Origin of the sequence: Streptomyces sp. ICC4, from assembly GCF_003287915.1 — a bacterium.
In the GTDB taxonomy this organism is placed as follows: domain Bacteria; phylum Actinomycetota; class Actinomycetes; order Streptomycetales; family Streptomycetaceae; genus Streptomyces; species Streptomyces tritrimontium.
Map to the genome: position 1 here is coordinate 4,714,413 of NZ_CP030286.1, position 22,267 is coordinate 4,736,679.

A 22,267-nucleotide genomic window follows, 5' to 3' on the forward strand; every position below is an offset into this window, starting at 1 on the left:
AGATGGGTATAGGAGACAGCGCCCACCCCACATGGCGTGAAGCTATAGGGTCGGCTCTTCGCCGGTGCCACCGTTGCCCAGCCCCGACGTCGTGGCGGGCAACACAGTGGTGAGCAGCGGTGGCCGGGCGGGCTCGACCAGCCCGTCCCGGCCCCGCGGCCGCCGGTTCACCTCCCACACAGCACCAACCGGCCGCCTCGGCCCGCCCCGCGACGGCCCGCGAAAGGGAACACCGTGCACGCATCCAGACGCAGGCTCATATCCGTGGTGGCGATGTCCGTCACCCTGCTCGCCGGCTCGGCCACCACCTCGGTGGCGCTGGCCGCCGCGGATCCCGCCCCGGCCGCAGCCGCCGCCACCGTGACCGCACCGGTGGAGAACCTCATCGTCGGGTACAAGGCTTCCGCCGCCGAGGCCAGTTCCAACACCGCGGCCGCCACCGACGCCGCCGCCAAGGGCAAGAAGGCCTCGAAGAAGGCGAAGTTCGAGCGCCGCCTCGGTACCGGCGCCGCCCTCGTCAACCTCGGCGGTGCGACCGCCCCGGCCGACGCGGCCGCCGTCATGGCGCAGTTCCGCGCCGACCCCGACGTCGCCTACGTCGAGCCGGACTCCCGTGCGTACGCCCTGGCCGTCGCCCCCAACGACACCGAGTACGCCAAGCAGTGGGACCTCTTCGAGTCCACCGCCGGCATGAACGTCCAGACCGCCTGGGACAAGGCCACCGGCTCCGGCGTCACCGTGGCCGTGATCGACACCGGTTACGTCGCCCACACCGACGTGGCTCCGAACATCGTCTCGGGCTACGACTTCATCTCCAGCTCCAGCGCCGCCCGCGACGGCGGCGGCCGCGACGCCAACCCGGCCGACGAGGGCGACTGGAGCGCGGCCGGCGAGTGCGGCACCGGCTCCCTGGCCAGCGGCTCCTCCTGGCACGGCACCCACGTGGCCGGCACCATCGCGGCCGCCACCAACAACTCCAAGGGCGTCGCGGGCATCGCGTACAACGCGAAGATCCAGCCCGTGCGCGTCCTCGGCAAGTGCGGCGGCGCCACCTCGGACATCGTCGACGCCATCACCTGGGCCTCCGGCGGCTCCGTCCCGGGCGTCCCGGCGAACGCCACCCCCGCCAAGGTCATCAACATGTCCCTCGGTGGCTCGGGCGCCTGCACCAGCAGCTACCAGAACGCCATCAACGCGGCCGTCGGCCGCGGCACGACCGTCGTCGTGGCGGCGGGCAACAGCAACGCCGACGCCGCCGGCTTCACCCCGGCCAGCTGCGCCAACGTGATCAACGTGGCCTCCAGCAACCGCGCCGGAAGCCGCTCGTACTACTCCAACTACGGCTCGATCATCGACATCGCCGCCCCGGGCGGTGAGACCCGCCGCGCCACCGACACGCCCGGCACCGTCACCACCCCCGAGAACGCGATCCTCTCCACCCTGAACACCGGCACCACCACCCCCGGCGCCGAGAGCTACAAGCCCTACCAGGGCACCAGCATGGCCGCCCCGCACATCGCGGGCCTCGCCGCGCTCCTCGTCTCCGCCAAGTCCTCGCTGACCCCGGCGCAGATCGAGTCGGCGATCAAGGCGAACGCCCGTCCGCTGGCCGGCACCTGCACCGGCGGCTGCGGCGCCGGTCTCGCCGACGCGGCCGCGACCGTCACGGCCGTGACCTCCACGCCCCCCACTCCGGGCTTCGAGAACGGCACGGACTTCGCCATCGGCGACAACACCACCGTGGAGAGCCCGATCACCGTCAGCGGGGTCGCGGGCAACGCCCCGGCCGCCCTCAAGGTCGGCGTGACCATCGCCCACACCTACATCGGTGACCTCAAGGTCGACCTGGTCGCCCCCGACGGCACCGTCTACACGGTCCACAACCGCGCCGGCGGCGGCACCGACAACATCAACCAGACCTACACCGTCAACGCCTCCTCCGAGGTGGCGAACGGCACCTGGAAGCTGCGCGTCAACGACAACGCCGGCGGCGACACCGGCAAGATCGACTCCTGGAGCCTCGGCTTCTGAGCCGTGACCCCGCGACGCCCCAACGCGTACTGACGGGGCGATAGTACGGACCAACAAAGCCCGTCGGACCTGCTGATACACCGCGTATCGGCAGGTCCGACGGGTTTTCCTGCCGCGTGACTGATTTCTGCGTCACAATCCGGGCCCGCCGGGCATCCGACCTCGTATTGTCGCGTCTCACAGGAAGGGCACAGGACGGCGAACCGAGAGGCTGGTGGCTGTGCGTGGTGGCGGCTACGGGGAACGCTGACACGACCGTCGGACACGGAGAACTGATCAAGGCGGTGGACCGCGCGCTGACCACGCACGGACGCGCCCTGCTCACCGGACCCGCCGGCGCGGGCAAGTCCGAGGTGCTGCGCGCCCTCACCGAAGCCGCCTCGCTGCGCCACGAGACCGTGCTGCACCTCGCCCCCGAGGCCACCGACCGCTGGATACCCGAAGCCTCCGCCGCCGCCCTGCTGGCCTCCGTCCCCGCCCTCGCGCTGGAACGGCTCTCCGGACCCCAGCGCACCGCCATCGCCCTCCTGCGCCGAGAGACCGACGCGCCCCGCGCCGGCCGCGACCACGTCGCCCTGCGGCTCGCCGTCGTCGAGGTGCTGCGCACCCTCGCCGCCCGCGGCCCCGTCCTCCTCGCGCTCGACAACGCCCAGTGGCTCGACGCCGAGAGCACCGACCTGCTGCGGTTCGCGCTGCGCCTGACCCCGCCGCACGTACGGGTCCTGGTCGCCGAATGCGTCCAGGGCGGGGCCCCGCTCGCCGGACCCCTCTGCGGACCGGACACCCCGCAGGTACGGGTGCCCCCGCTCGGCACCGACGAGATCGCCGAACTGCTCGTGCGCCGCGGCCTCCCGGCCCGCCTCGCCGGCCGCATCCACCAGGCCAGCGGAGGCAACCCGCGCCTGGCCCTCGCACTCGGCCACTCCCTCGCCGAAGCCGCCGGGGCCCGGGACGGCAGCGCCCACCACGCCGACCCGCTGCCCGTCTCCGGCCAGGCCCGCGAGGTGGCCCGCCGGCTCCTCGGGGTCCTGCCCGCCCAGGCCCGCCGCACCCTGCTCCTCGCCGCCCTCGCCGCGCGCCCCACCACCGCGCTGCTGCGCCGGGCCGGCCGCCCGGGCGCGGAGGCCGAACTCGCCCTGGCCGAACGCGCGGCTCTGGTCACCGTGGAAGAGGACGGCGCGGTCCGCTTCACGGCCGGCGCCCTGCCGACCGCGCTCGCCGCCGACGCCGGCTGGCCCGAGCGCGCCGCCGGCCACGCCGCGCTGGCCGACGCCGTGGACGACCCCGTCCAGGCCGTACGCCACCGGGCGCTGGCCGTGGACACCCCCGACCAGTGGCTCGCCGCCGAGATCACCGAAGCCGCCGCCTCCTGCCGGCGCCGCGGCCAGCGCGCGCTCGCCGCCGAGCTCGGCCTCCTCGCCGCCGAGCGCACCCCCTCCCACCTGCCCGGAGAGGAGCTCGCCCGGCTGGTCGCCGCCGCCGAGGACGCCGGGTGGGCCGGCCGCGCCGACCTGGCCCGGCGCGCCAGCCGCGCCGTGCTCGCCCGCGACGCCTCGCCCGGGGACCGGGTCCGCGCCCGCCTCGCCGTCATCGACGCGGCGGGCCAGGACCTCGCCGCCCTCGACGAGACCTTCGCCCACGCCACGGCCGACGCCGAGGGCGATCCCGCGCTCCAGGCGGCCGTCCGGCTGCGGCTCGCCTGGAAGCACAACCTCAGCGACGGCGACCCCGTCCGCTCCCGGGACACCGCCGCCCGGGCCGGCGTCCTGGCCCGCAGCGGGGGCGACCAGGTCGCCGAAGCGATGGCCCTGACCGTGCGGGCCCGGATGGGCCGCATCCTCGGGGACCCGGACGCCGAGGAGATCCTCGCCGAAGCGCTCGCCCTGCCCGCCCCCGAAGTGCCGCTCGGCATGCGCAACGCCCCGCAGTACCTCGCCGTGCGCCACGCCCTCTTCGACGACCGGCTCGCCGACGCCCGGCGCCAGCTGCTCGTCCTGCTGCCCGCCGTCCGGCGCACCGGCTCCGCCGAGGACGTCTTCGAGGTGCTGCGCAGCCTCACCGAGGTGGAACTGCGCGGGGGCAGGTGCGCGGCCGCCACCGCGCACGCCCGCGACGGCCTGGAACTGACCGTGGAGGCGGGCCTCTCGCCCGGACCCGCCTGGTACCTCGCCGCGCTCGCGGAGGCGATGGGCGGCGGCTTCCCGCGCGCCGCCGGATACGCCCGGCGGGGCATCCAGGCATCCGAGGAGGAGCACGACCAGGTCTTCCTCTCCCGCGGCCTGTACGTGCTCGGCCTCGTCGAACTGGCCACGGGCGAGGCCGCGAAGGCCGTGGCCACCCTGCGCCGCGTCGCCGAACTGGAGGCGGCCCAGCAGGTGGTGGACCCCTCGGTCCTGCGCTGGCACGGGGAGCTCGCCGAGGCCCTGGTCGCCGCCGACGCCCCCGACGAGGCCGCCGACCTGCAGGCCCGGGTCCGTACGACGGCCCTCCCGCTCGGCCGCACCAGCGTGATCGCCGCCCTGGACCGGGCCCGCGGCCTGTGCCTGTCCGCGCACGGCGACGCCGAGGCGGCGGTGGCCCTGCTGGAGGACACCACCGAGCGCTTCGCGCTCCTCGGGCTCCCGCTGGAGCGGGCCCGCACCCTGCTCGCGCTCGCCCGCGTGGAACGCCGCCGCCGCCGACGCGCACCCGCCCGCGCCGCGCTCCAGGCCGCGGCCGAGGCCTTCGCGGCGGCCGGCGCCACTCCCTGGAGCGAGCTCGCGCGCGAGCCCTCCGCCGGCGAGGGCGGCGGCCCCGACGGCGCGCGCGCCCTGGCCGCGCTGACGGAGGCGGAGACCCGCCTCGCGCTGCTCGTGGCCGAGGGCGCCAGCAACCAGGAGGCCGCCGCGAAGCTCTTCGTCCGTGTGAAGACGGTGGAGGCCCGCCTGACCCGGATCTACCAGAAGCTGGACGTCCGCTCCAGGGCCCAGCTGGCCACCACACTGCGTACGCGCTGAGGTCCGGGATCAGCAGGTCAGGTTGTTGCCCGGGGTCACGCCCAGGAGCTGGGTGAAGCTCTGGTAGGTGTTCACCCGGCTCTGGACTTGGGCGGGGTTGCCGCCGTTGCACTCCAGGGCGCCGTTGATGGAGCGGATGGTCTCGCCGAAGCCCGCGCCGTTGACCATGGCCGCGTGGGCCGTCATCGTGCCCGGGCCGTTCTGGGTGTTCCAGTACCAGAGCGCGGTCTTCATGGCGACCGCCAGGTCCTGCTCGACGAGGTAGGGGTTGGCGAGGAGGTTGATGCCGAGGGCGTCCCCGGCCGCCTTGTAATTGAAGTTCCAGCTCAGCTGGATGGGACCGCGCCCGTAGTAGGCGGCCTGCCCGGCCGGACAGCCGTACGGCTGGTTCGTGTCGCAGTAGTGCGGGTAGTTCGCGGTGTTCTGCTCGACGATGTGGACGAGTCCGCCCGTCTCGTGCGAGGCGTTGGCCAGGAAGGCGGCCGCCTCGCGCCGCTTGACGGTGTCGTCACCGGTGGTGGCGAAGCCGGGGTACGCCGACAGCGCCGCGACCAGGCCGTTGTAGGTGTAGAAGGGGTTCCGGTTCGGGAACATTCGGTTGAACTGGGCCTCGCTGACCACGAATCCGGAGGGGTTGGGTGTGTCCGGGTCCGGGTCGGGGGTCTGGCCGCCGCCGCAGGCGCCCTGGTCGGACCAGACGCCCCACTGGCCCGTGGTGCCCGGAGTCTCGTTCTGGGTCCACCACTTGGCCAGCCAGTTGTGGCCGCCGTACGAGGCGTTCATCCCGTTGGTGTAGACGGCCGAGGGGGCCCACGCGCCGACGCAGGCAGGAGCCGCCGCGGCGGGGGAGGCGGGCAGGGCGATCGCGAGGCCGAGGGCGGCGGCAGTGGCGGCGGCCAGGGAGAGGGCGCGGCGGCGCAGGGTGCGCATCACGGAAGTGCTCCTTCAGTGGGGGGAGTTGTCGTGGGGGACAACTACCGCCACTGAACCGAGGATGGTCTGGACCTGTCAAGGTCTAGACCAAAACGAAGCGCCGGTGCCGACCCCCGGAGGGGTGTGGCACCGGCGCTTCGCGGTGGATCAGCTGCCGGCGGAGAGGTTGCCGGAGAGGACCGGGATGTTGTCGAGGATGTGCGAGGCCGAGTCGTCGCCCTTGGCCTGGGTGGAGTTCTCGGCGCACTGCTGGTTCTGCGGGTTGGCGAGGACGTTGATGTCCTGGACGCCGACGTTGACCAGGGCCAGGATCGACTGGGCGTTGACCTTCGCGGGCAGGCCGACACAGAGCTTGTTGAGCGAGCCCTGGATGGCGGACATCTGCGGGCTCATCGCGCCGCTGGTCTCCTGGTTGCCGTAGATCTGCGCGGCACCGTTGCCGTTGACCGTGTTGACGCCGTTGTCGTTGCCGATCGCCATCGCCGGGGAGGCTACGGCGGCACCGGCACCCAGAACGGCTGCGGTGGCGGCTGCGGTGGCCATGAACTTCTTGAGCATGTGGGGGATCCTTCTTCTGTCGCACTGTCGCATGAGATAGCTGCCCTCGGCGGGACGAGCTGCTCAACTGCCGTGGACACCAGGGGTTATCACCCGTCACCCGACTGGCGGAACAGTCCACCCCGCAAGGGGCGGCCGACGTCGGCCGATTGACCCAAAGCCGCCCGTCGGCGGATCCCACTCCCCGTGCTGAACCCCGTACGCGGAAGCCGTGCGCGACCCGGCGTGCGATTGCGTGCGCGGACCCGGCTGTGAGCCCGGTCCGCGAACCCCCTGCTCGCCGCCCCCGACCGGATCCGGACCAGATCCTGGTCCCTGACCCCGTCGAGGCCGGCCGGCGCGGTGTCGCGTCGCCGCGACCGCGCCTCGGTCAGCCGGTCTTGCGGCGGACCTTCTTGTTCTTGCCGCCGGGGCCGTTGCCGCCGGAACCCTGGATCTTCGCCCGGCTCTGGTGTGCCTGCTGAGACTGGGCATTCGCGGCGTTCCGCTCCAGGGCCTCCTTGAACTTGCGCTTGGCTTCCTCGGCCGGCGACTCGTTCTTGGGGGTGTCTGTTTCTTCTGCCATGTGTCCTCCTGGAATGTCTGAAGCCGTAGCAGTCTGTCAGGTGACGTTTCCCCTGGCCAGCGCGTTCCGGCCGGGCGGGTTCAGGCGTCCTTCTCCAGGGTCGGTCGCAGCCGCTCCAAAAGTGCGTAGAGCGTCGCGCTCTCGGCGTCGTCCAAGGCGTCCAGCGCGCCGTGCGTGGCCTGCATCTCCTCGCGCACCCGGCGGATCACCTCGCGGCCGGCCTCGGTGGCCACCACGTTCTTGACCCGGCGGTCGGCGCGGTCGGGCTCGCGGCGCACCAGCTCACGGGCTTCCAGCCGGTCCACGATCCCGGTGACGTTCGAGGCGTCGCACACCAGCAGGGCGGCCAGGCCGCGCATGGGCAGCGGGCCGTTCAGCTGGGCGAGGACCTTGGCCTGGGTCGAGGTGAGGCCGTGGTGGGCGGCGGCCGCCGCGAAATCGCGCCACTGGGCCGTGCCGATCGCGGCGAGCAGCTCCAGGAGCTCCAGCTTGGTCGGGGCGGCGTGCGGGGTGGTGGCGCTCATACCGCGAGCGTACTCAAGGTGCTTCACATTATCAACCTTTTACTTGACCACCTTAACTATTGAGGTCTACCGTCTGCTGGAGTCGAAGTACTTGATGAAGTCAAACATCTGTGATCTGAAGCACTGAGAAGGTCTTCCCTGCCATGAGCACCACCCCCTCCGCCACCACGCAGGACGGCGGGCACCGGAACGAGACGGTCATCGTCTTCGCCCTGAGCCTCGCCGCCATGGTCGTGTCGATGATGCAGACGCTGCCCGTCCCGATCCTCGGGCTGATCCGCAGCGATCTCGGCACCACCACCGCCAACGTCAGCTGGGTGACCACCGCCACCCTGCTGTCCGCCGCCGTCTTCACCCCGCTGCTCGGCCGCTTCGGCGACCAGCACGGCAAGAAGCCGACCCTGGTGGCCGTACTGGGCGTCATGGTCGCGGGCTCCGTCCTCGCCGCACTGGCGTCCTCGCTGCCCCTGCTGATCCTCGGTCGCGTCCTGCAGGGCGCCGCCACCGCGATCTTCCCGCTGGCCCTGTCCGTCCTGCGCGAAGAGGTCCGCCCGCACAAGCTCCCCGGTGCGATGGCCCTGGTCAGCGGCACCCTCGCGTTCGGCAGCGGCATCGCGCTCGTCGCCACCGGCCTGCTGACCTCCGGAGCCGACGCCGACTACCGCAACGCCTTCTGGATGGCCACCGGCTTCGCGGTGCTCGCGCTGCTCGCCGTGGTCTTCCTGGTCCCGGCGACGAAGCACAAGACCGGCGGCCGCACGGACTTCCTCGGCGCGCTCACCCTGGGCATCGCCCTCCTTCTGCTCCTGCTGCCGATCTCCCAGGGCCACGAATGGGGCTGGGCCTCCGGCCGCACCCTGGGCAGCTTCGCCGGCGCCGCCGTCATGGCCGCCGTCTGGGTGCTGACCGAGCTCAAGGTCCGCGAGCCCCTCGTCGACATGAAGATGTTCGTCCACCGCCCGGTGCTCATGGCCAACCTGGCCGGCATCCTCGTCGGCTTCGGCATGTTCGCGAACTTCCTGGGCGTCTCCTACCTCGTCCAGATGCCCAAGGCCCTGACCGGCTACGGCTTCGACGCCTCCATCCTGCGCGCCTCCGTCGAGTTCCTGCTGCCCGGCGCGATCGTCTCGCTCCTGGCCTCCCCGATCGGCGGCCAGCTGGTCCGCCACCGCGGTCCGCGCGTCGCGCTGGCGATGGCCTCGGCCTTCGGCGCCGTCGGCTTCGGCTGGCTCGCGCTCGACCACGGCCACAGTGCCTCGGTCATCGGCGCCGGACTCATCGTCGGCGCCGCCGTGAGCTTCGGCTACGCGGCCATGCCCGCCGTCATCATGGCGAGCGTTCCGCACCACCAGAGCGGCATCGCCAACGGCATCAACTCCATCTCCCGCTCCACCGGCAGTGCGATCGGCAGCGCCATCGTCACCACCATCCTGGCCTCGAAGACGATCGAGCACCTGCCCGCGGGAGTGCCCGCGCTGCCGGCCGAATCCGGCTTCACCCTCACCTTCGCGATCGGTGCGGTGGCCTTCGGCCTGGTCGCCGTGATCAGTGGCATCGGCCTGCGCGGAGCGGGCGGCCCGCGGGCCGCCGCCGCGCAGGGCTCCCCGGCCGCGAAGGCCCCCGCGGCCTCCGCGCAGGCCGCCGGGTCCGCGGAGAAGGTGCCCGCGCGGGCGTCCGGGAACCCCGACGCCTGAGCCGTCGGCACCGCACCACACCACACAGCAACGCACCGACGAACGCCCCCGAGCCTGCGCCGCAGCCGCCCGGGGGCGTTCGCGCGTACCGGCCGGGCCGAGCACCCGGCCATGGCCTTCGGCCATGTCTCCTGGCAGACTCGGCCGGATGTCAGAGGAGCGGTGGCGGCGGCTGCGCGAGCAGCTCGAGGTCCGGGACGCGTCCCGCATCCGCGAACTGGTCGAAGCCGCCTTCGCCGAACCCCGGTTGCGCGCCCTGTCGCCGGGGACAGCGTCTACTGGCTCCGCTTCAGCAGCCGGCCCACTCCGCCGATCGTCTTCGCCGGCCTGCCGTCGGCCCGCGCGCTGGCGGGCGGACGCTACGAGGTGCGGACGTCCGACGGCCGACTGCGGGAGGCCGAGGGCACGGCCGGGGCCGTCGACCTGCTGGTCGCCGCGCTCCCGGCGGACGTCCCCGCCGCGTAGGGGACGGCCGCCGGATAGGCTCCTCCGGGTCCGGGAAGCGACTCCCGGACCTGGAAGAGGTGTCATGACCAGCGAAGCGGCGATCCGGATCCTGCGGGCGGCCGGCCGGCCGGCGGCCGGATGGAAGAACGGCGGGGGAGTCACCCGCGAGATCGCCGCCTGGCCCGAGGGCGCCGGGATGGACGATTTCGCGTGGCGGGCCAGCCTCGCCGAGGTCACGGCCGACGGACCCTTCTCCGTCTTCCCGGGCGTCGACCGCACGCTCACCCTGGCCGAGGGCGCCGGCATGGACCTGCGAGTCGCGGGCGTACGGCGCCTCGTGGACCGGCGGCTGGAGCCGCGGGAGTTCCCCGGGGACCAGCCGACCGACTGCCGGCTGCTGGGCGGCCCGGTGGTGAACTTCAACGTGATGTACCGCCGGGGCGCCGTGTCGGCCGCGACCGCCGTCGTACGGGGCGCCCTCGCGCTCACCGTCGGGCCCGGCGAGACGCTGCTGGTGGTGGCCCTGGAGGGATCCGCCGAGGTCGGGGGATCCGTCGAACTGGGCACGTACGACGCGGCTTTGGTGACGGGGCCGCGTGAGCTCGCGCTACGGAGCTCCGGGTGCGCGGCGGTGGTCCGGCTCGCCCCGGTCCCGGACCCGGACCCGGTCATGGGCAGGGGTCAGCCGGCGTAGGAGAGCACCCGCTCCACCAGGAGCCGGCGCCGAGGCATAGGCCGATATTGTCCGCGGACTGCGCGGCGGCGGCCTCGGAGCGGGGGAACGTCGCCTCCTCGAAGGCGGCGACGGCACTCCGCGGGTCACCGGAGCGGGACGCGAGGGCGGCGCCCTCTCCGGCGAACGGGGACATCAGGTGTGCGGCGTCGCCGATCAGGGTCGCGCCGGGAGCGGTGGCACCGACGGGCAGCGCGTGGACGGGGCGGCCGACGAAGCGGGTCGTCGCTGTGGGCCACGAGCGCCCGCAGCCGCTCGTCCCAGCCGGCGAACCGCTTCAGGACGGCCTCCTCCGCGGGCACGGACCCCGGCGGTCCACTCCTGGGTCCGCAGGGCGGCGTAGACGAGCAGGCCGGGGGTGAAGGTGGACGGCGCCGGCGGGTGGGTGCTCATGGTGGTGCTCCTCGGGTGGGCCGGTCAGTGGCGGCGGAGTCGGCGAACTCGGGGGTTCGGGGCGAGAGGTCGGGCGCCGTGGCCAGCCACCTTGGCGGGGGCGCCGCGGGGCAGCAGCCGAAGGGCCGGGAGGCAGGCCGCGGTGACGGCCACGACGGCGACGAGGCTGACGGCCATGGCGTGGTCAGGGGCGCCGGAGTGGAGGCAGACGGTGGTGATGACGGCGGAGCCGATGCCGTTGGCCATCTGCTGGACCGCAGTGAGCGAGCCGCCCGCGCTGCCGGCCGCCTCGGCGGAGATGACGCCGAGGGTGATGTCGAAGATGGCGCCGAAGCAGGCGCCCCTGCCGAGGCCGGCGATGAAGACGGCCGGGGCCATCGCCCAGCGGGTGAGGTCCGTGCCGCGGGTGAGGACGAGTGCCAGCAGCCAGCGGTCCGGGCGACACCGCCCTCGGACTGCTGCCGCTGACCCTCGGCATCATCACCTCGGCCGTGGCCGGCATGACCGGCCCCACCCGCGAGCTCGGCCGGACGCTCATCCTGGCCGACATGCTGCTCACCCTCGCCGGCGCGGCTGGCGTGCAGGGCCTGCCGCATGAACAGGGAGGTCACGTAGAGCAGGCCGCTGGTGACCGCGAAGTACAGCATGCCGACGAACAGGCCTGAGGTGAATCCCTTGTTCCGGAAGAGCGAGGGCTTGATGGGCGGTTCGGCGGCGGTGATCTGACGGCGTGCGTACAGGACGAGGAACAGCAGGCCGGCGGCGAGCGAGCCGAGCGCGGTCGCGCCCCAGCCGTGGGTGGAGCCCTCGGTCAGGCCGTAGATCAGGGCGAACAGGGTGAGACCGAGGAGGCTCGCGCCCGGTCCGTCCACGCTCAGGGAGCGGTCGCCGGCGTCGCGGGGGAGGAGCCGGGCGGCGGCGATGGTGCCGAGACGCCGAGGGCCAGGTTGATCAGGAAGACGGGGCGCCGGGACAGGCCCGCGAGGTCGGCGTCGATGAGGAACCCGGCGGGGATCGGGCCGCCGACGGTGGCAGCGCCGAGCGCGAGGCCTCCCTGGCCGAAGGGGTGCGCGGGCGGGCCGAAGGGGTGACGGTGCGGGGAGCCCTGCGGGCCCTCTTCGCCGGCCGGGGTCCTCGCCCCGGCGGCCGTGATCGCCGAGGAGGTCGGGTGCCCGGCCGACGACCTCTCGCTGCGGATCCTGGCCCGCTACGTCCTGGAGATCCCCGATCTCGCGGGCGCGCGGCGGGACCCGCGCCGACCCTGGACCTCGCCTTCGACCACCTGGAGCGCGGCTGGCCCGGGGTCTGATCCGGGGTCTGATCCGGGGTCTGATCCGGCTCCGGTCCGGGGTCTTCCCAACGCCCGTCCGTGTGCGGAGCGTTGACAAAGTCGTCATCTGCTAGAAACCTGTGCCGCGATGGCCGCATAACTGCGATCAGATCACTCAAAAACTAAAGAACGATCCGCAAGTTTGCGGCAGGCGTGTACGCGTGCCTGCTGAAGTCCCACGCTCGGCCCTCCCGCCCGGTGCATCGGCACCGGGCGGGCACAGGGCGGGTCCCCCCATGGAACAGAGGACAGCATGAGATGGAAGCAAGGCGGCCGGCTGCTGCTGGCCGGCACGGTGGTCGCGGGACTGGTGTCCGTCGGCCTCCTGCCCGTCACCTTCGCCGCCGCCGCGGGCGGACCCAACCTCGCCCTCGGCAAGGCGGTCACCGCGAGCGGATCCCTCGGCGGATACGGGGCCTCGGGAGTCAACGACGGCAACCAGGGCTCGTACTGGGAAGGGCCGTCGGGCACCTTCCCGACGTGGGTGCAGGTGGACCTCGGCAGTGGCGTCGCCGTCGACCAGGTGGTGCTGAAGCTGCCCGCCGGATGGGAGACGCGCACCGAGACGCTGACCGTGCAGGGCAGCACGGACGGGAACGCCTTCAGCACCCTGTCCGCCTCCGCGGGCCGGGTGTTCAACCCGTCCCAGTCCAACGCGGTGACCATCGGCTTCCCCGCCGCGACCGTGCGCTTCGTGCGGGTGAGCGTCACCGCCAACACGGGCTGGCAGGCCGCGCAGATATCCGAGCTCGAGGTGTACTCCGCCGACGGCAGCGGCGGTCCCGGCGACCCCGGCGATCCGGGCACGCCGCCCCCCGTCGGTGTGAACCTCGCCAAGGGCAAGCCGATCGAGGCCTCCTCCACCACCCAGTCCTTCGTCGCGGCCAACGCCAACGACGACAGCGTCACCAGCTACTGGGAGGCGGGCGGCCAGCAGTCCACGCTGACCGTGAAGCTCGGCTCCAACGCGGACGTCACCGGGATCGTCCTCAAGCTCAACCCCGACCCCGCCTGGTCCCACCGCACCCAGGGCTTCGAGGTCCTGGGCCGCGAGCAGTCCGCGACCGCCTTCACCACCCTGAAGGCCCGCGCCGACTACTCCTTCAGCCCCGGCGGCAACCAGAACACCGTGACCGTCCCCGTCACCGGCCGGCTCGCGGACGTGCAGCTGAAGTTCTCCGGCAACTCCGGGGCCGGCGGCGGTCAGGCCGCCGAGTTCCAGGTCATCGGCTCCGCCGCGCCGAACCCGGACCTGACGGTCCCGGACCTCTCCTGGTCCCCGGCCGCCCCCTCCGAGAGCGAGGCCGTCACCGTCAACGCCACCGTCCGCAACGCCGGTACGGTCGCCTCCCCGGCCACGTCCGTCAACGTCAGCCTCGAAGGTGCCGTCTCGGGCACGGCCCCGGTCGGCGCCCTCGCCGCAGGTGCTTCGACGACCGTGCCCGTCTCCGTCGGCAAGCGCCCGATGGGCAGCTACACCGTGTCCGCCGTCGTCGACCCGGCCGGTACCGTCGCCGAGCAGGACGACACCAACAACAGCCGCACCGCCGCCGCGAAGCTCGTCGTCGGCCAGGCTCCCGGCCCCGACCTGCAAGCCCTCTCCATCACGAGCAACCCGGCCAACCCGGCCGTGGGCGCCCCGGTCTCCTTCACCGTGGCCGTACACAACCGGGGCACCACCGGGGTGGGCGCGGGCACCGTCACCCGGCTGGCCGCGGGTACCACCACCCTGAACGGCCCCACCCCGGCGATCGCCGCCGGGGAGACCGTCAACGTGGCGATCAACGGCACCTGGACGGCGACCAGCGGCGGGGCCACCCTCACCGCCACCGCCGACGGGACGGGCCTCGTCGCCGAGACCAACGAGAACAACAACACCCACTCCCGTGCCGTGGTGGTCGGCCGCGGCGCCGCGCTCCCGTACACCGAGTACGAGGCGGAGGCCGGCAGCTACACCGGCACGCTGCTGCGGAGCGACGCCAAGCGCACCTTCGGGCACACCAACTTCGCCACCGAGTCCTCGGGCCGCGAGTCGGTGCGCCTGGGCTCGACCGGCCAGTACGTGCAGTTCACCTCGACCGTCCCGACCAACTCCATCGTGGTGCGCAACTCCGTCCCGGACGCGGCGAACGGCGGTGGCGCGGACGCCACCCTCAGCCTCTACATCAACGGCAGCTTCGCCCAGAAGCTGAACCTCTCCTCCCAGCACAGCTGGCTCTACGGCAGCACGGACAGCCCGGAAGGCCTGACCAACACCCCTGGCGCAGACGCCCGCAGGCTCTTCGACGAATCCCACGCCCTGCTCGCGCAGAGCTACCCGGTCGGCACCACCTTCCGCCTCCAGCGCGACGCGTCAGACACGGCCTCGTACTACGTCATCGACCTGATCGACCTGGAGCAGGTGGCCCCGGCGGCGGCCAAGCCCGCCGAGTGCACCTCGATCACCGACTACGGCGCGATCCCGAACGACGGCATCGACGACACGCTCGCCATCCAGCGGGCCGTGACCGCCGACCAGAACGGGCAGATCGCCTGCGTCTGGATCCCGCAGGGCCAGTGGCGCCAGGAGCAGAAGATCCTCACCGACGACCCGCTGAACCGGGGCCAGTTCAACCAGGTGGGCATCAGCAACGTCTCCATCCGCGGCGCGGGCATGTGGCACTCCCAGCTCCACACGCTGACCCAGCCGCAGAACGCGGGCGGCATCAACCACCCGCACGAGGGCAACTTCGGCTTCGAGATCGACGACAACACCCAGATCTCCGACATCGCCATCTTCGGTTCGGGCCGGATCCGCGGCGGCGACGGCAACGCCGAAGGCGGCGTGGGCCTCAACGGTCGCTTCGGCAAGAACACGAAGATCACCAACGTCTGGATCGAGCACGCCAACGTCGGTGTCTGGGTCGGCCGCGACTACGACAACATCCCGGCCCTGTGGGGTCCCGGCGACGGCATCGAGTTCACCGGCATGCGGATCCGCGACACGTACGCCGACGGCATCAACTTCGCCAACGGCACCCGCAACTCCACCGTCTTCAACTCGTCCTTCCGCACCACCGGTGACGACGCCCTCGCGGTGTGGTCCAGCAAGTACGTGAAGGACCAGTCGGTCGACATCGGCCACGACAACCACTTCCGCAACAACACCATCCAGCTTCCGTGGCGCGCCAACGGCATCGCGCTCTACGGCGGTTACGGCAACACCATCGAGAACAACCTGATCTACGACACCATGAACTACCCCGGCATCATGCTGGCGACCGACCACGACCCGCTGCCCTTCTCCGGGCAGACCCTGATCTCCGGCAACGGACTCTTCCGCACGGGCGGCGCCTTCTGGGGCGAGGCCCAGGAGTTCGGGGCGATCACGCTCTTCGCCGCCAACCTGCCCATCCCGGGCGTCACCATCCGCGACACCGACATCCACGACTCGACGTACGACGGGATCCAGTTCAAGACGGGCGGCGGCACCGTGCCCGACGTGAAGGTCACCAACGTGCACATCGAGAAGTCTAACAACGGGGCCGGAATCCGGGCCCACGGCGGGGCGCGCGGCAGCGCCACCCTGTCGAACGTCACCATCACGGGCTCGGCCGACGGGAACGTCCTGGTCGAACCCGGCTCGCAGTTCGTGATCAACGGCGGCTGACCGCGGGCAGGTTCAGCGCTTGCCGAGTTTGACCCACCTCGCCGTACCGGGGACACCCTTCGCGTCGAGGAGGAACAGCATGTAGTAGCCGGGCGGGGCGTCGGCCGAGGTGGCCGGCGCCCGCAGTCCGATCGTGCGGCCGCGGACGCCGGTCATCCGCAGCTCCAGATGGCGCTGGCTGGTGTTCACCGCGTGGGTGACGGTGGTCGGCGCCAGCAGAACGGCGCGCCGCACCCCGGCGGCCGTCGGGCTCTCGACGGAGAACTCCGCGCCGTGGGCGATCTCGCCCGCCGGGACCCGGTCGAGCACGGGCCGGGCGCCCCGGTGCAGGTAGGCGGGCTCGAAGATCTCGATCGAGCCGTCCATGCCGTCCTTGATGTCCGGGTCGTTGGCGATCTGCTGCAGCTCGTCTCCGGTGACCATGACCCGGCCGTCCGGCAGCACCAGGGCGTTGGAGTGGTAGCCCCGGGGCAGCCTCTGGGCCGGCCCCAGCCGCCACCGTCCGTCAGCGCCGCGCAGTTCGGTCTGCCGGTACTTGAGGTCGGCCTTCGGGTTGAACGGCCCGAATCCGTAGTTCCGGGTGTCCAGCGCCCCGTTGACCGTCAGCAGCGTGCCGTCCGGCAGGATCAGGGTGTCGTCCTGGGTCCGCCCGAAGGCGCGCGGCTCCTCCGTGGTCCAGCGGCCGCCCGCCCCGCCCGACAGCCGGTAGGTGTTCGCGTCGCGCGGGTCCCCGCCGAGCACCAGGACCGAGTCCGGGCCCCGGAATCCGGCCGGGAGCGGCACGGCGGAGCCGTAGCCCCGGAAGTCGGCGGGCCGTCGGGGCAGGTCCGTACGGGTCTGCGCGCGCGGGTCGAAGAGCCACTGCTGGTCGGCGTCGCGCCCCAGCCCGTAGATCATGCCGTCCCGCAGGGAGAGCAGGTGCGGGTAGTCGTTGCGGAACGGCGCGTCCGGCCGCAGCCGCTGCGAGGCGATGTCCAGCGGGATGTCGAAGGGCCGCCAGGGCACCGGCTGCCCGAGCGCGGGGAACCGCTCCACCACCGCAGTGGGCGTCCCCGTACCGCGCTCGGACTGGCCGGACATGATGATCTGCCTGCCGTCCGCGCCGGTCACCACCGAGGGGTACCAGCGGCCCACCGCCATGTCGCGGTTGCGGTACCAGCCCTCCGTCCACGGGTCGAAGACGAAGGACAGCTTCGCTCCGCTGCCGCCCTTGCCGCCCGTGTTGCCGCCGAACACCCCCAGCATCCCGTTGGGGAGGAAGGAGTGCCCGGCGCAGAAGAACGGCGCCGGGCGCGGTGCGTGCGTACCGTCGGGCATCAGCACGACGGGCGGCGTGACCTTCTTGAAGGCGCCGGCGCCGGTCCCCTTCGCGGGATCCCACAGGTAGGCGCGGCCCGCGTTCGTCGGCCCGATCCGGTCCGTGGGGCCGGTCTCCTTGGTGGGATCGGTCTCCACCCGGGAGAAGGAGAAGAGCAGCACCTTGCCCGTGGGCAGCTGGGCGACGTGCACGCCGAAGTCGGGGGAGGGGAAGTAGTCGGTGAACCGTCCCGAGACCGCCGCCTCGAAACCGGAGTTGGCCCGGCGCTGCGATGCGGCGAGCGACGCCAGGCTCCCGGTGCGCCGCGACTGCGGGTACTCCCCGGCCCCCTTGGCCGCGCTGCGCAGCTCCGTGTGCGCCCGCGCGTGGTCCGCGCCGACGACCGCGGCCTCGGCGCTGTCGCCCGCGCCCCCGGCATCGTGTCCGGGGGCTGCCGCGGCGGGCGTGGCCGCGAGGATCAGGGTGGAGACGATCGCGGCGGCGGACGATACGACGGACCGTTGCAGGCGGCGCATGGGACTCCTCGGCGCAGGCGGTTCCCGCGAGGCGCTCATAGTAGGAAATACCTGCGCGAATCCCTGGTGTGACGCGGGCGGAGCCCAGCCCGTGAGCCATTCGGCCGTGCCGTCCACACTGCTCGAAACGTTTCTGCGGTGAATGGGACCGGCCATCGGAGTGATGCCGCGCACCCGGTCACGGGTCGGCTCCCCGCGGACCGCTTCCATGGCCGGGTGATCAAAACACTGCGCACCGCGCTCGGCGCCGCCGCCGTGACGGGCAGCCTCCTCGTGCTCCTGCCCGCCTCCGCCGCCGGAGCCGCCGCCGGCCCCGGCACCTTCGCCGCGCCGGAGGACAGGGTGACCGTCGACGTCGCCACGGTCAACGGCTCGGGCTGCCGGCCGGGCAGCGCCACCGTCGCCGTGGCTGAGGACAACTCGGCCTTCACCGTCACCTACAGCGAGTACCTGGCCATGGCGGGCGGGACCAGCGCCCCGACCGACGCCCGCAAGAACTGCCTGCTCTCCCTGCTCGTACACGTCCCGCAGGGCTACACCTACGCCGTGGCGCAGGTCGACTACCGGGGATTCGGCAGCCTCCAGGAGGGCGCGATCGGCACCCAGAAGGCCAGCTACTACTTCCAGGGCATGAAGCAGACCGAGTACCGCACCCACAAGTTCCGCGGAAAGCTCGACGACAACTGGCAGGCGTCCGACACCACGGGCATCGAAGCCCTCGTCTTCGCCCCCTGCGGCGAGCAGCGCAACTTCAACATCAACACGGAGCTGCGCGCCGAGGTCGGGGCCTCGGACCCGGCCAAGACCAGCTACATGGCGCTCGACTCCACCGACGGCAGCATCAACAGCGTCTACCACTTCTCCTGGAAGAAGTGCCCGGCCCGCTGAACCGGCCCGGCGCCCCGCGGGCGGACCGCCGCGCGGGGCTCCGCCTTCAGGCGTCACGCACCGGGATCCACGGCGGCCCGCCACTCGGACGGCCCAACGGCCACCGGTCGCCTCGGCCCCGTCACCGCCCGGACGGTGCCGCTCTGAGCTGGGGGATCGCGGATTCCCCAGCATGCCGGGGAAGTTGCCCGCCGCTAGCGTCGGCAGCGTCCGGAGTCCTTGGTGATTCCGCGAGGGGGGTCCCGCCATCCGCCTGTGCGAGAGGCCGAGCCGATGCTGAAGGAAGCTCCGATAGCCCCGATAGCCAGCCTGCTCCGTGTGGAGAAGGGCGTGGCCGCCCCCGAGGAACTCGCCGCCATCGCGGTGGTGGTCGCCTGTTTCGCCCGCCGCAACAGCGCGGGAGCGGGGCAGGCACCCGCCGCGACCGCCCGCCGCCGGCGCCCCCCGCACCACGGCTCCGGCTGCTGGTCCGGCTGCTGGGCCTGCGGTTGACGGACCCGATGCCGACGGGCATCCCCCCAAGCGCCCCTGCCCCCGGCCCGCTTACGGGCCGGCGGCAGGGGGACCAACCGGTGGACAGGCCGGTGGTCCGGCCGGTCAGGACCGGCGCAGCACCTGGGACAGCGCCTCGGACAACGCGGCCTGCGGATCGGCCGGCGTGCCCTGCGAACGCCACGCGACGAACCCGTCCGGCCGCACCAGCACCGCGCCCGCGTCCGTCAGCCCGTGCACCTCGGTCCAGTCGACGTCCGCCTCCTGCACCAGATCGGCCCCCGGACCGGATCCGATCGCATAGGCGTCCAACTTCGCCGGCAGCCGCTCGGCCACCCGCTCGGCCGCCGCGCTCCAGGGCGTGCCCGCACCGCTGAGCAGCACGAACGAGCGCTCGTACAGATCCAGCGTGGAGACGCGTTCGCCGTCGGACCGGGTCAGCCACATGTGCGGGGCGCGCGTGCCGACATCACCCTTCATCCGCAGGCCCTCGGGGATGACCGGCCGGTCCGGGTCGGCGCCGACGACCGCGCCGCGCGGATACGCGTACGCCATCGCCGTCGTCAGGACCCCGCTGCCCGGTCCGCCGCCCATGGTCGGCGGCGGCGCGTACCCCGGGTGGCTGTGCTCCGCCGAGCGGGCCGAGGCGCGCTCGGCGGTCGCCCGGGCCACCGGCAGTCGCTCGGCCTCGTAGGTGTCGAGCAGCCCCGGGCCGGCCGACCCGTCGAGGACCGCCGCGATCTTCCAGGCCAGGTTGTGCGCGTCCTGGATGCCGGTGTTGGAGCCGAAGGCCCCGGTGGGGGACATCTCGTGGGCGGCGTCCCCGGCCAGGAACACCCGCCCGGACGAGTACCGCTCCGCCACCCGTTCGGCCGCGTGCCAGGGAGCCTTCCCGCCGACCTCCACGTCCAGGTCCGGTACGCCGATCGCGGCCCGGATCTGCTCGACGCAGCGCTCCTCGGTGAAGTCCTCCAGGGTCTCGCCCCGGTCCGGGTGCCACGGAAGGTGGAAGACCCACTGCGTGTCGTTGTCCACCGGCAGCAGGGCCCCGTCCGCGCCCGGCTTCATCAGGTAGCAGACGATGAAGCGCAGGTCGCCCAGCACCTCGACGAGCCGCCGCGAGCGGAAGGTGACGCTGACGTTGTGGAACAGCTCGCCGCTGCCCGTCTGGGGGATGCGCAACTGCTCGCGCACGGGGCTGCGCGGACCGTCCGCCGCGATCAGGAAGTCCGCGCGCACGGTGATGTGCTCACCGGTCTTCCGGTCCTTGACCAGGGCGTTCACCCCGGTTGCGTCCTGGTCGAAGCTCATCAGCTCGGTGGAGAAGCGCACGTCGGCACCCTGTGCGCGACTCTGCGCGGCGAGGATCGGCTCGATGTTGTTCTGGCTGCACACGCACCAGCCCGTCGGGCTGAACTTGCTCAGGGCGCCGGACGGGTCGATGGCCTTGACCAGCCACTTGTGGTCGCCGCCCAGCAGCGACTCCGTCTGCAGGATGCCCATGTTGTTCTCCAGCACGGAAGCCGCCTGCCGGATCGCGCCCTCGGCCCGCGCCACCCGGAACAGCTCCATGGTCCGTGCGTTGATGCCCCGCCCGCGCGGGTGGTCGGAGGTGCCGGAGTGCTTCTCGACGACCAGGTGCCTGATGCCGTGGCGGCTCAGGAACAGGGAGGTGGACAGACCCACGAGGGAGCCGCCCACGACGAGAACCGGTACGCGAACATCTGCGGTGTCTTCCATCAGCTGCGAGCTCCTGATTTCTGTGGGGGGGAGTGGACTCTTTATGCCCCCGATCGACCGCCAAGCCCAGGAGATTCGCCGGTTGTCACCCGCTTGATCCGGAGATGTAGCGGTACCTCCCCGCCCGGATGACGATGAGCGACAGCGGTTCCCCCGAAGACGCCCCGGCCCGCGTTTCACCGAGACGGCCGCCGGGCCGGGCGGCCACCGCCGATGACGGACCAGGGTCCGTACGCGATGGAACTCCACGCCCTCACACAGGGCCCTCACCAAGGAGTGAGCAGATGACGACCACCCTGTCCGAACGGGTGTCACAGTCCGCCTTCGACGGCTCCATGCTCCGGGTCGTCCTGCTGATGGACCTCCACGAAGGAGCCCAGCAGCGGTTCTTCGAGGCGTACGAGCAACTGCGCCATGACATCGCTTCGGAACCCGGCCACATCAGCGACCAGCTCTGCCAGTCCTTCGAGAACCCCTCGCAGTGGCTGATCACCAGCGAGTGGGAGAGCGCCCCGCAGTACCTCGCCTGGGTCAACAGCGAGCACCACGCCGAGCAGGTCCGCCCCCTCGGCGCCTGCGCCCGCGCCATGCGCCCGCTGAAGTACACCGTCCTGCGCGAGACCGGGCGCGGCTACCAGGATGCGCAGCGGCCCACCGGCGCCCGGCTGCAGGCATCGCCCCGGCTCGGCGCCGACATCGTCCGCCACGCCCTGACCTTCACGGTCAAGCCCGGCAGCGAGAAGGACGTCGCCGCCCTCCTCTCCAGCTACGCCTCCCCGGCCGCCGACGTGGACGGCCACACCCGGCTCTGCCGCACCACGCTCTTCATGCACGGCAACCGCGTCGTGCGTACGGTGGAGGTCCGCGGCGACCTGATGTCCGCGCTGCGCCACGTCTCCGAACAGCCCGAGGTGCGGGCCGTGGAAGAGGCCATCAACCCGCACCTGGAACAGGACCGCGACCTCGGGAACCCCGAGTCCGCCCGGATGTTCTTCATGCGGGCCGCACTGCCCGCCGTCCACCACGTCGCCGCCCGCGAAGCCGGCGCCGCGGACCGCCCGGACGTACGCAGGCACGCACTGTTCTACCCGGCCAAGCCCGGTTGCGGACCGGCGCTGGCCCGCTTCCTGGCCCGGGAGGACGAGGCCGCGGCCCCCCGCCCCGACGCCCCCACGGTGAGCAGCAGCATCTTCCAGCGCGACGACATCGTCGTACGCCTCATCGACGTCCGCAGCCCGTACGGCGAAGGACTGGAGACCGCCTTCGGCGTGCGCGGACCGCGCAAGGCGGCCGTACTCGCCCGCCTGATGGTGCCGTCCGAAGACGGGGCGGCCGCGTCGGCGGTCCGCCACACCATGAGCCTGATCACCGACCGCCGGGCCCCCGCCGAACGCTGACCCGCGGCGGCACCCCCGGACTCAGCAGCCCCCGGCAATCCCCCCCTTTGACGAGGAAGGGGCC

Annotated in this window: 16 protein-coding genes and 1 pseudogene; 10 read left to right on the forward strand and 7 right to left on the reverse strand. The window is 72.6% G+C overall.

All coding sequences use genetic code 11. The features are described 5' to 3' along the window. Positions 1-273: 273 nt before the first annotated feature. A complete protein-coding gene (locus tag DRB89_RS21850) occupies positions 274-2,031 on the forward strand; it encodes a S8 family serine peptidase (RefSeq protein WP_204358011.1) in 1,758 nt (585 codons plus the stop codon). Positions 2,032-2,255: 224 nt separating this feature from the next. After that, positions 2,256-5,027, forward strand: coding sequence for a LuxR family transcriptional regulator (locus DRB89_RS21855; RefSeq protein ID WP_239516278.1), 2,772 nt, complete (start codon positions 2,256-2,258; stop codon positions 5,025-5,027). 9 nt (positions 5,028-5,036) lie between these two features. On the opposite strand, the gene DRB89_RS21860 is transcribed toward DRB89_RS21855, so the two are convergent. The 4 genes from DRB89_RS21860 to DRB89_RS21875 form a co-directional block, all read right to left on the reverse strand. Further along, complete coding sequence (locus DRB89_RS21860) at positions 5,037-5,948, reverse strand: glycoside hydrolase family 19 protein (RefSeq protein WP_112453328.1); 912 nt, start codon at positions 5,946-5,948, stop codon at positions 5,037-5,039. A 159-nt stretch (positions 5,949-6,107) separates the two neighbouring features. After that, positions 6,108-6,518 carry a rodlin gene (locus DRB89_RS21865; RefSeq protein ID WP_112448195.1) on the reverse strand — a complete coding sequence of 137 codons (411 nt, stop codon included), beginning with the start codon at positions 6,516-6,518 and terminating at the stop codon, positions 6,108-6,110. A gap of 370 nt (positions 6,519-6,888) precedes the next feature. Then, on the reverse strand, positions 6,889-7,083 hold the full coding sequence (locus DRB89_RS21870; RefSeq protein WP_112448194.1) for a DUF5302 family protein: 195 nt from the start codon (positions 7,081-7,083) through the stop codon (positions 6,889-6,891). 80 nt (positions 7,084-7,163) lie between these two features. Then, positions 7,164-7,607 (reverse strand): MarR family transcriptional regulator, encoded by a 444-nt coding sequence (locus DRB89_RS21875; protein ID WP_112448193.1) that lies wholly within the window; start codon positions 7,605-7,607, stop codon positions 7,164-7,166. Positions 7,608-7,750: 143 nt separating this feature from the next. Between DRB89_RS21875 and DRB89_RS21880 the strand changes: the two genes are divergently transcribed. From DRB89_RS21880 to DRB89_RS21885, 3 genes and pseudogenes are all read left to right on the forward strand, one after another. After that, positions 7,751-9,301: an MFS transporter gene (locus tag DRB89_RS21880; RefSeq protein WP_112448192.1), complete on the forward strand. Its 1,551-nt coding sequence runs from the start codon at positions 7,751-7,753 to the stop codon at positions 9,299-9,301. 148 nt (positions 9,302-9,449) lie between these two features. Beyond that, a pseudogene (locus DRB89_RS44750) lies at positions 9,450-9,766 on the forward strand (DUF6193 family natural product biosynthesis protein). A gap of 64 nt (positions 9,767-9,830) precedes the next feature. Continuing rightward, positions 9,831-10,442, forward strand: a complete 612-nt coding sequence (locus DRB89_RS21885; protein ID WP_112448191.1) for a HutD family protein — start codon at positions 9,831-9,833, stop codon at positions 10,440-10,442. Positions 10,443-10,898: 456 nt separating this feature from the next. Here the strand turns inward: DRB89_RS21885 and DRB89_RS21890 are convergent, their stop codons facing one another. Next, complete coding sequence (locus DRB89_RS21890; protein ID WP_204357686.1) at positions 10,899-11,252, reverse strand: hypothetical protein; 354 nt, start codon at positions 11,250-11,252, stop codon at positions 10,899-10,901. 38 nt (positions 11,253-11,290) lie between these two features. On the opposite strand from DRB89_RS21890, the gene DRB89_RS21895 reads away from it, so the two are divergent. Beyond that, complete coding sequence (locus DRB89_RS21895) at positions 11,291-11,539, forward strand: hypothetical protein (RefSeq protein WP_112448190.1); 249 nt, start codon at positions 11,291-11,293, stop codon at positions 11,537-11,539. Positions 11,540-12,457: 918 nt separating this feature from the next. Beyond that, a complete protein-coding gene (locus DRB89_RS21900; RefSeq protein WP_112448189.1) occupies positions 12,458-15,853 on the forward strand; it encodes a CARDB domain-containing protein in 3,396 nt (1,131 codons plus the stop codon). A 12-nt stretch (positions 15,854-15,865) separates the two neighbouring features. Here the strand turns inward: DRB89_RS21900 and DRB89_RS21905 are convergent, their stop codons facing one another. Then, complete coding sequence (locus DRB89_RS21905) at positions 15,866-17,686, reverse strand: glyoxal oxidase (protein ID WP_112448188.1); 1,821 nt, start codon at positions 17,684-17,686, stop codon at positions 15,866-15,868. A 279-nt stretch (positions 17,687-17,965) separates the two neighbouring features. Between DRB89_RS21905 and DRB89_RS21910 the strand changes: the two genes are divergently transcribed. Beyond that, a complete protein-coding gene (locus DRB89_RS21910; RefSeq protein WP_239516828.1) occupies positions 17,966-18,574 on the forward strand; it encodes a DUF4360 domain-containing protein in 609 nt (202 codons plus the stop codon). A 273-nt stretch (positions 18,575-18,847) separates the two neighbouring features. Further along, positions 18,848-19,066, forward strand: a complete 219-nt coding sequence (locus DRB89_RS21915; protein WP_112448187.1) for an acyl-CoA carboxylase epsilon subunit — start codon at positions 18,848-18,850, stop codon at positions 19,064-19,066. 105 nt (positions 19,067-19,171) lie between these two features. On the opposite strand, the gene DRB89_RS21920 is transcribed toward DRB89_RS21915, so the two are convergent. Next, the gene (locus DRB89_RS21920) at positions 19,172-20,806 is read right to left on the reverse strand and encodes an FAD-dependent monooxygenase (RefSeq protein ID WP_112448186.1); all 1,635 of its coding nucleotides are present in this window, start codon (positions 20,804-20,806) and stop codon (positions 19,172-19,174) included. Between the two features lie 284 nt (positions 20,807-21,090). Between DRB89_RS21920 and DRB89_RS21925 the strand changes: the two genes are divergently transcribed. Then, complete coding sequence (locus DRB89_RS21925) at positions 21,091-22,203, forward strand: SchA/CurD-like domain-containing protein (RefSeq protein ID WP_112448185.1); 1,113 nt, start codon at positions 21,091-21,093, stop codon at positions 22,201-22,203. The last annotated feature ends 64 nt before the right edge of the window (positions 22,204-22,267 follow it).